Annotated in this window: 7 protein-coding genes; 6 read left to right on the forward strand and 1 reads right to left on the reverse strand. The window is 66.6% G+C overall.

The window, feature by feature from the left end; all coding sequences use genetic code 11:
* The 6 genes from FKP22_RS11530 to FKP22_RS11555 all read left to right on the forward strand — a co-directional run.
* Nucleotides 1–1,393: M4 family metallopeptidase (locus tag FKP22_RS11530; RefSeq protein ID WP_141287640.1), on the forward strand; the 1,393-nt coding region annotated here is incomplete at its 5' end.
* Between the two features lie 258 nt (nt 1,394–1,651).
* Nucleotides 1,652–3,214, forward strand: a complete 1,563-nt coding sequence (locus FKP22_RS11535) for a M4 family metallopeptidase (protein ID WP_211361378.1) — start codon at nt 1,652–1,654, stop codon at nt 3,212–3,214.
* A 238-nt stretch (nt 3,215–3,452) separates the two neighbouring features.
* Nucleotides 3,453–5,009 carry a M4 family metallopeptidase gene (locus tag FKP22_RS11540; RefSeq protein ID WP_141287641.1) on the forward strand — a complete coding sequence of 519 codons (1,557 nt, stop codon included), beginning with the start codon at nt 3,453–3,455 and terminating at the stop codon, nt 5,007–5,009.
* Nucleotides 5,010–5,257: 248 nt separating this feature from the next.
* Nucleotides 5,258–6,820 carry a M4 family metallopeptidase gene (locus FKP22_RS11545; protein WP_141287642.1) on the forward strand — a complete coding sequence of 521 codons (1,563 nt, stop codon included), beginning with the start codon at nt 5,258–5,260 and terminating at the stop codon, nt 6,818–6,820.
* 326 nt (nt 6,821–7,146) lie between these two features.
* Nucleotides 7,147–8,739 (forward strand): M4 family metallopeptidase, encoded by a 1,593-nt coding sequence (locus FKP22_RS11550; protein WP_141287643.1) that lies wholly within the window; start codon nt 7,147–7,149, stop codon nt 8,737–8,739.
* A gap of 162 nt (nt 8,740–8,901) precedes the next feature.
* Complete coding sequence (locus FKP22_RS11555) at nt 8,902–9,825, forward strand: LysR substrate-binding domain-containing protein (protein WP_141287644.1); 924 nt, start codon at nt 8,902–8,904, stop codon at nt 9,823–9,825.
* Here the strand turns inward: FKP22_RS11555 and FKP22_RS31980 are convergent.
* On the reverse strand, nt 9,815–10,076 hold a 262-nt coding region (locus FKP22_RS31980), incomplete at its 5' end, for a hypothetical protein (RefSeq protein WP_170200859.1). The two genes, FKP22_RS11555 and FKP22_RS31980, sit on opposite strands and share 11 nt — an antisense overlap.

The raw sequence follows: 10,076 nt of genomic DNA on the forward strand, positions 1-10,076 counted from the left end.
GGACAGCTACGTTGCCCGTGACCTGATCGTCGACGAAGACGGCGCCGAGCACGTGCGCTTCGACCGCAGCCACAACGGCCTGCGCGTGATCGGCGGCGACCTGGTGGTGCATGGCGGGGCCGACGGCAGCTTCCGCAGCATCAGCCAGACACTGAGCCGCATGGTCCAGGTCGACCTGGTGCCCAAGGTCGCCAGCGAGCACGCCGGCAAGGCCGCGCTGGCGCTGTTCCCGCACCGGGACGGCGCTGTGCAAAGCAAGGAACTGGTGGTCTACGCCCGCAGCGGCAAGCCGCAACTGGCCTGGGACGTGCTCGTCAGCGGCACCCAGGCAGACGGCACGCCCAGCGAGGCGCACCTGATTCTCAGCGCTTCGAGCAAGAAGCTGCTGGACAAGTGGGACGACATCCACACCGCCGACAACGTCGGCTCCGGCAAGACGCTGTACTCGGGCAACGTCACGCTGCATGACGACCTGTCCGGCAGCACCTATACGCTGCGCGACCTGACCCGCGGCAGCCATTACGTGGTCACGATGAAAAACGGCACCCGCCGTGAGACGCTGGTGACCGCGACCAACAACGTCTGGGGCAACAACACCGAAGCCGACCTCGAAACGGTGGCGGCCGACGCTGCCTACGGTCAGAACATGACCTGGGACTATTACAAGAACACCTTCGGCCGCAGCGGCATTGCCAACGACGGCAAGGGCGCCTACTCGCGGGTGCACTACAGCCGCAACTACGACAACGCCTACTGGAGCGATAGCTGCTTCTGCATGACCTATGGCGACGGCAACAGCTTCACGCCGCTGGTCTCGCTGGACGTGGCCGGCCACGAGATGACGCACGGCGTGACCTCGCGCACCGCCAACCTGACCTACTCGGGTGAATCCGGCGGCCTGAACGAAGGCACGTCCGACGTCATGGGCACGATGGTCGAGTACTACGCTGCCAACAGCAACGATCCGGGCGACTACACCATCGGCGAAGAGCTGAGCAGCACCCCGCTGCGCTACATGTACCAGCCGAGCAAGGACGGCGCCTCGGCCGACTGCTGGTACTCCGGCGTGGGCAACCTGGACGTGCACTACTCATCCGGTGTGACCAACCACTTCTACTTCCTGCTGGCCGAAGGCACGACCGCCGGTTCGCCGTCCAAGACCTGCGTCTCGGGCAACACCAGGACGGCCACCGGCACCGGTACGCTCACCGGTATCGGCCGCGACAAGGCTGCGAAGATCTGGTACCGCGCGCTGACGGTCTACATGACCGCCAGCACCAACTACGCCGGCGCCCGCACCGCGACCATCAGCGCGGCAACCGACCTGTACGGTGCAAGCTCGGCCGAAGTGGCCGCCGTCAAGGCCGCCTGGACCGCCGTCAACCGCAGCTGAGCGCCTGCGCGCAGCTGGTCATTGGCAGCGCGGTTCGCGCGCTGCCAACACTGAGCCGTCACAAGGCCAGACCCGAAAGGGCCTGGCCTTTTTCTTGCTACATATGCATTGCATATCTTCAAAGCAGAGACGGATGTCAATCCCATGAACTGTTTTGGGGCGCGTGCAAGCCTTTTCGGGGCTCACCGGCCCTCTCGTCATGCGGCGCCGCCGCACCCGGCCATCCGCCGGCTCGTCAGCAAGAAAGTCACCCACTTCATGAAGCTCGTCTCTCTTCGCCTGGTCGCTGCTGCGGCCATGGCTGTCTGCCTCGGTCAGTCCGCCTTTGCCGCCAAGCCCACGGGCGACAACCCGGCCGTGCAACGCGCGCTGGCGCACCTGGGCGGTGCCGCTTTCGCAGCCGCCCATTCGTCCGGCGCAGACGCCTTTGTCGCCCGTGACCTGATCGTCGACGCCGACGGCGCCGAGCATGTGCGCTTCGACCGCAGCCACAACGGCCTGCGCGTGATCGGTGGCGACCTGGTCGTGCACAGCGCCGGCGACGGCAGCTTCCGCGGCGTCAGCCAGACGCTGGCGCAAATGGTTCAGATCGACCTGTCGCCCAAGGTCGATGCCAAGCTGGCGGCCAAGGCTGCGCAAGCCGAATTCGGCGCTGGCGGCACGGTGAAGAACAAGGAACTGGTGGTCTTCGCGCGTGACGCGAAGCCGACGCTGGCCTGGGACGTGAAGGTCAGCGGCGTGCGTGCCGACGGCACCCCGAGCGAAGCCCACCTGATCATCAGCGCCACCAGCAAGAAGCTGCTGGACCGCTGGGACGACATCCACACCGCGGACGCGGTGGGCAACGGCAAGACGCTGTACTCCGGCAAGGTCAAGCTGCATGCCGACCTGAGCGGCAGCACCTACACGCTGAAGGACGCGACCCGGGGCAACCATTACGTGGTCAGCATGGGCAACGGCACCTCGACCGAGACCATCTTCACCGGCAGCGACAACGTCTGGGGCGACAGCACCGAAGCCAGCACCGAGACCGCCGCCGCCGACGCGGCCTACGGTCAGAACATGACCTGGGACTTCTACAAGACGACTTTCGGCCGCAACGGCATCGCCGACGACGGTGCCGGCGCCCGTTCGCGCGTGCACTACAGCAGCAACTACGACAACGCCTTCTGGGACGACAGCTGCTTCTGCATGACCTACGGTGACGGCAACACCTTCACGCCGCTGGTCTCGCTGGACGTGGCCGGCCACGAAATGACCCACGGCGTGACCTCGCGCACCGCCGGCCTGGTCTATTCGCGCCAGTCGGGCGGCCTGAACGAAGGCACGTCGGACATCATGGGCACGATGGTCGAGTACTACGCCAACAATGCCAATGACGTCGGCGACTACCTGATCGGCGAAGAGCTCTACCCGGCCGGCAGCGGCAAGGCCTTGCGCTACATGTACCAGCCGAGCAAGGACGGCGCGTCGGCTGACTGCTTCTACGCGACGGTCGGCCTGATCGACGTGCACTACTCGTCCGGCGTGGCCAACCACTTCTACTTCCTGCTGGCCGAAGGCACGACCGCCGGCTCGCCGTCCAAGACCTGCGTCAAGGGCGACAAGAAGGTCGCTTCCGGCAGCGCCACCCTGACCGGCATCGGCCGCGACAAGGCCTCGAAGATCTGGTACCGCGCGCTGACCGTCTACATGACCTCCAGCACCGACTACGCCGATGCGCGCATGGCCACCGTCAGCGCCGCGACCGACCTGTATGGCGCGAGCTCGGCCGAAGTGGCCGCCGTCAAGGCCGCCTGGACCGCCGTTAACCGCAGCTGAATCGACGCGCCCTGACGGGCGCCTTGTCCCCTGAAAAGGGCCGGGCTCGAAAGGGCCCGGCCCTTTTCTTGCTGTGGAGCTGCCGCCCCCGGGCAGACCCTGCCCCTTACCTGAGGGATGGTCTGTTCAGGTGCCTCCTCACACACTGTTTTTCCCTTGGGCCTACAGGCCCGTCCCAATACGCGGCACCGCCGCACCGGCCACCAGCCGGCTAGTCAGCAAGAAAGTAACTCACGTCATGAAGCTCGCCTCTCTTCGCTTGGTCGCCGCTGCCGCCATGGCCGTGTGCCTGGGTCAATCCGCCATCGCCGCCAAGCCCACCGCCGACAACCCGGCCGTGCAACGCGCACTCTCGCACCTGAGTGGCACCGGCTTCGCCGCCGCGCACTCGTCGGGCTCGGACGCCTTCGTCGCCCGTGACCTGATCGTCGACGCCGACGGCGCCGAGCATGTGCGCTTCGACCGCAGCCACAACGGCCTGCGTGTGATCGGTGGCGACCTGGTCGTGCACAGCGCCGGTGACGGCAGCTTCCGCGGCGTCAGCCAGACCCTGGCGCAAATGGTCCAGATCGACCTGTCGCCCAAGGTCGATGCCAAGCTGGCGGCCAAGGCTGCGCAAGCCGAATTCGGCGCTGGCGGCACGGTGAAGAACAAGGAACTGGTGGTCTTCGCGCGTGATGCGAAGCCGACGCTGGCCTGGGACGTGAAGGTCAGCGGCGTGCGTGCCGACGGCACCCCGAGCGAAGCCCACCTGATCATCAGCGCCACCAGCAAGAAGCTGCTGGACCGCTGGGACGACATCCACACCGCCGACAACACCGGCAGCGGCAAGACCCTTTACTCGGGCAACGTGACGCTGCATGACGACCTGAGCGGCAGCACCTACACGCTGCGTGACCTGACCCGTGGCAGCCACTACGTGGTCAGCATGAACAACGGCACGTCGACCGAGACGATCTACACCGCGACCGACAACGTCTGGGGCAACAACGCCGAGTCCGACGGCCAAACCGTGGCCGCCGACGCCGCCTACGGTCAGAACATGACCTGGGATTACTACAAGACGACCTTCGGCCGCAACGGCATTGCCGACGACGGCGCCGGCGCCCGTTCGCGCGTGCACTACAGCAGCAACTACGACAACGCCTTCTGGGACGACAGCTGCTTCTGCATGACCTACGGTGACGGCAACACCTTCACGCCGCTGGTCTCGCTGGACGTGGCCGGCCACGAAATGACCCACGGTGTGACCTCGCGCACCGCCGGCCTGGTCTATTCTCGCCAGTCGGGTGGCTTGAACGAAGCGACCTCCGACATCATGGGCAGCATGGTCGAGTACTACGCCAACAACGCCAATGACGTCGGCGACTACCTGATCGGCGAAGAGCTGTACCCGGCCGGCAGCGGCCAGGCCCTGCGCTACATGTACCAGCCGAACAAGGATGGCGCGTCCTCTGACTGCTTCTACCCGGCAGTCGGTCTGATCGACGTGCACTACTCGTCCGGCGTGGCCAACCACTTCTTCTTCCTGCTGGCTGAAGGCACCACCGCCGGCGTGCCGTCCAAGACCTGCGTTTCGGGCAACAAGAAGACGGCGACCGGCACCGGCACGCTGACCGGCATCGGCCGCGACAAGGCCGCCAAGATCTGGTACCGCGCGCTGACCGTGTACATGACCTCGACCACCAACTTCGCCGGTGCCCGCGCTGCCACCATCAGCGCCGCGACCGACCTGTACGGCGCGACCGAAATCGCCGCCGTCAAGGCCGCCTGGACCGCCGTCAACCGCAACTGATCCCCTGGGATTGCAAGCGCGGGCCTGGTGGCCTGCGCTTCATCGCCGCCCGGTTGGGGCGCTGCGAACTGCAGCACCCCAACCGGGCGGCTTCTTTTTGTGCATTCGTTCCGCCCCTGCACCAGGCCAACCCCGCGTTCGTGGGATACACCAAAGCGGTGCATCTGCTGACACTGAGTTCATGGGGGCCCTGTCTGGGCCTTTTTTGCGGCCCGAATTCCGCGTCGGAACAGAAAGCAGTTTGTTTCATGAAGTCTCACTCTCTTCGCCTGGTGGCCGCGGCCGCACTCGCCATCTGCCTGGGTCAAGCTGCCCTGGCTGCCCAACCGGCTGCGGACCATGCCGCCGTGCAGCGTGCGCTGGCCCACCTCGGCGGTGCCACGAGCCTGGCCGCCAGCCAGGACGAATTTGTCGCGCGTGACCTGATCGTCGACGCCGATGGCGCCGAGCACGTGCGCTTCGACCGCAAGTTCCGCGGCCTGCGCGTGATCGGTGGCGACCTGGTGGTGCACAGCGATGCCCAAGGCGCGCTGCGCGGCATGAGCCAGCCGCTGGCCGGCGCGCTGCACCTGGACACCACGCCAACGCTGGCCGGCAATGCCGCCAGCGAGTTCGCCAAGGGCCGCTTCGAGCACAAGAATGGCGCCGTCGCCAGCAAGCAGTTGGTGGTTTTCGCCCGCAACGGCAAGCCGCAACTGGCCTGGGAAGTGCTGGTCACCGGCAACCGCGCCGACGCAACCCCCAGCCGCACGCACCTGATCGTCAGCGCCCATGGCAAGCAGTTGCTGGACCAGTGGGACGAGATCGAAACCGCCGACGCCACCGTCACCGGCAAGACCTTGTTCAGCGGCAGCGTGCCGCTGCACGCCGACAAGAACGCCCGCGGCGTCTACACGCTGACCGACGCGACCCGCGGCGGCCACAGCACCGTCTCGATGGGCAACGGCAAGCGCAAGGAAACGGCCGTCAAGAGCAGCACCGCCACCTTTGGCGATGGCACGCTGGCCAATGCCGCCACCGCCGCGGCTGACGCCGCCTACGGTCAGAACATGACCTGGGACTATTACAAGGCCACCTTCGGCCGCAATGGCATTGCCGACGACGGCGCCGGCGCGCGTTCGCGGGTTCACTACAGCAAGAACTACGTCAACGCCTTCTGGAGCGATGACTGCTTCTGCATGACCTACGGCGACGGCGATGGTGGCAAGAGCTACTACCCGCTGACCGCGCTGGACGTGGCTGGCCACGAGATGACGCACGGCGTGACCTCGCGCACCGCCGGCCTGATCTACTCCGGCGAATCCGGCGGCCTGAACGAAGGCACCTCGGACATCTTCGGCACGATGGTGGAGTTCTTCGCCAACAACCCGAACGACACGCCGGACTACACCATCGGCGAGGAAATCTTCGTCAAGGGCGGCGTGATCCGCTACATGGACAAGCCGAGCAAGGATGGCGCCTCGGCCGACTGCTGGTACAGCGGCGTCGGCACCCTGGACGTGCACTACTCGTCCGGCGTGGCCAACCACTTCTTCTACCTGCTGGCCGAAGGCACCAGCGCCGGCTCGCCGTCGCCGACCTGCAAGTCGACCGACACGCGAGTTGCCAGCGGCACTGGCAGCCTGACCGGCATCGGCCGCGACAAGGCCGCCAAGATCTGGTATCGCGCGCTGACCGTCTACATGACCTCCAGCACCGACTACGCTGCGGCCCGTGTTGCGTCCATCAGCGCCGCGACCGACCTGTACGGCGCGAGCTCGGCCGAAGTGACCGCAGTGAAGGCCGCCTGGGCGGCCGTCAACCGCTCGTGATGAATTGATTTGCCGGCGTGTGCGGCGGCCCAAGGTCGCCGCACACGCCGTGAATCTGAACAAGACCTGACAGCCGCCGCTGGCCCTTCGCCACGGCGGCTTTTTCTTTGTCAAATCCCACGTTTGAAGATATTCTCAAAATACTATTAACACTACATTCACAACCACGGCACATTGATCTGTCTGGTTTGCTCTGTGCCGCTGTGTGCCGCTGCACGCCGGGCTTTTCGAGGTCCGCGGTGTCCGGCAATGCCTTTGTGCCCATGGTCCCCGGCCGGGGAAGTTGCCCACACTGCAGCGCCGGCCTCCTCTGGAAAGCTTGTTCGATGAAACCCACCGCCCCTTCCAGCGCCATCCTGCGCGCCACCGTCGCTGGCGTCGCCGCGCTGCTGTCCGCCCAGATGGCTCAGGCCGCAATGCCCCAGCCTGACCACCCCGCCGTGCAGCGCGCGCTGGCCCACCTGAACGGCAGCGCCTTTGCTGCCGTACGCGCCACCGGCAACGACGACTACCAGGCCACCGACCTGATCGTCGACGCCGACGGCAGCGAGCACGTGCGCTTCAAGCGCGCCTTCCGCCACCTCTCGGTCATTGGCGGCGACCTGGTCGTGCACAGCGGCCCCGGCGGCGAGTTCAGCGGCCTGTCGCAGGCGCCGCAGCGCCGGCTGGACCTGGCGGTCGAGCCCACCCTGTCCGGCACCGCGGCCGAAGCCCTGGCGCTGAAAACCTCGGGCGTGGCAGACAGCGCTGTCCGCTCGCGCCAGCTGGTGGTCTATGCCCGCAATGGCCAGCCCAAGCTGGCCTGGGACGTGACGGTGCTGGGTCATGACGAAGCCGGCGGCCCGGCCCGCATGCGGGTGATCATCGATGCGCACCAGGCCAGCCTGCTGGAACGCTGGAACGAGATCCACAGCGCCGACGACAAGGGCACCGGCAAGGCCTTGTACTACGGCACCGTGCCGCTGCACGACACGGTCAACAAGAAGGGCACCAAGTACACGCTGCAGGACAACACCCGCGGCAACCACTACATGGTGGACATGAATGGCACGCAGGACACCGAGACGGTGTTCACGGCCACCGACAACGTCTGGGGCGACAGCACCAAGACCGACCGCCAGACCGTGGCCGCCGATGCCGCCTACGGCCAGAACATGACCTGGGACTTCTACAAGAAGGTCATGGGCCGCAACGGCATTGCCGACGATGGCAACGGCGCCCACTCGCGCGTGCACTTCGGCACGCGCGTGGACAACGCCTACTGGGACGACGAGTGCTTCTGCATGATGTATGGCGACGGCTTCATCCAGTTCAAGCCGCTGGTGGCCCTGGACGTGGCCGGCCATGAGATGACGCACGGCGTGACCTCGCGCACCGCGGACCTGATCTACGGCGACGAATCCGGCGGCCTGAACGAGAGCAGCTCTGACATCCTGGGCACCATGGTCGAGTTCTACGCGAACAATGCCGGCGACCCGGGCGACTACACGCTGGGCGAGATGATCATGAAGAAGCCCGGCACGGTGCTGCGCTACCTCTACCAGCCGAGCAAGGACAACATCTCCGCCGACTGCTGGTACCAGGGCGTGGGTAACCTGAACCCGCATTACTCGTCCGGCGTCAGCAACCACTTCTTCTTCCTGCTGGCCGAAGGCACGGCATCGGCCACCTTCCCGGCTTCCAAGACCTGCACCACCGGTGACACGGTGAAGGCCACCGGCAACGGCAGCCTGACCGGCATCGGCCGCGACAAGGCCGCCAAGATCTGGTACCGCGCGCTGACCGTCTACATGGTCTCGACCGAAACCCACGCCATGGCCCGCGCCGACACCATCAAGGCGGCCGAGGACCTGTACGGCGCCGGCTCGCCCGAGTCGCTGGCCGTTGCCGCCGCCTGGACGGCCGTGAACCGTCCCTGAACGACGAGGCGCTTCGCACCGCTTGAGTCCGTTGGCGCGTGGTCGGGGCAGACCTCTTCGGAGGCCTGCCCGCGCGCCAGCCTTGTGCCGCCGAGGCCAGCCTGGCCCGGCGGCTTTTTTGCGTGCGCGCGGCAACAGCGCATTCCTCGTCACAATCCGGGCATGACCCTGACCGAGCTGCGCTACATCGTCGCCGTTGCCCGCGAGCGCCATTTCGGCCGCGCCGCCGAGGCCTGCCATGTCTCGCAGCCCACGCTGTCGGTGGCGATCAAGAAGCTCGAAGAAGAGCTGGACGTGAAGATCTTCGAGCGCGGCAGCAGCGAGGTCAGCCTGACGCCGCTGGGCGAATCCATCGTGCGCCAGGCGCAGAGCGTGATCGAGCAGGCGCAAGGCATCCGCGAGATCGCCAAGCGCGGCAAGGACCCGCTGGCCGGCCCGCTGCGCCTGGGCATCATCTACACCATCGGGCCCTACCTGCTGCCCGAGCTGGTGCGCAACGCGATCGAGCAGACGCCGCAGATGCCGCTGATGCTGCAGGAGAACTTCACCGTCAAGCTGCTGGACATGCTGCGCACCGGCGAGCTCGATTGCGCAGTGATGGCCGAGCCCTTCCCCGACACCGGCCTGGCCGTGGCCCCGCTGTACGACGAGCCTTTTGTCGTCGCGGTGCCGGCCAACCATGCACTGGCCCAGCGCGAACACATCAGCCCCGAGGAGCTCAAGCGCGAGACCATGCTGCTGCTGGGCACCGGCCACTGCTTTCGCGACCATGTGCTGGAGGTCTGCCCGGAATACGCCCGCTTCTCCAGCGACACCGAGGGCATCAAGAAAAGCTTCGAAGGCTCATCGCTGGAAACCATCAAGCACATGGTTGCCTCGGGCATGGGCGTGACGGTGGTGCCCGGCCTGTCCGTGCCCAAGGAGCCCACCGCGCACCTGGCGTACGTGCCCTTCACCGAACCGGTGCCGACGCGCCGGGTGGTGCTGGCCTGGCGCCGCAGCTTCACGCGCTACGAGGCCATTGCCGCGCTGCGCAATGCCGTCTATGCCTGTGAACTGCCGGGCGTGACACGGCTCACGGCCTGAGCCTGGGCATCTCCGCGCCCAGCCGGGTGTTGCGCGCCAGGTAGGCCTGCAGCACCGCATCCGGCGGTGCGGGCTGCGGGCCACCCAGGCTTTGCTGCAGCTGGCGCTCCATCAGGTACAGAGCGGCCTCGCGGCCCAGCGGGTCGTCATTGCGGTGGCCGGCCTGCGGGTCGACCAGCAGCGTGACCGGCTTGTCCAGCGCCTTCAGGCGAGCCGCATAGTCGATGACACCGCTCAGGTCCACGCGCCGG

Origin of the sequence: Ideonella azotifigens (genome assembly GCF_006519715.1) — a bacterium.
Classification (GTDB): domain Bacteria; phylum Pseudomonadota; class Gammaproteobacteria; order Burkholderiales; family Burkholderiaceae_C; genus Ideonella; species Ideonella azotifigens.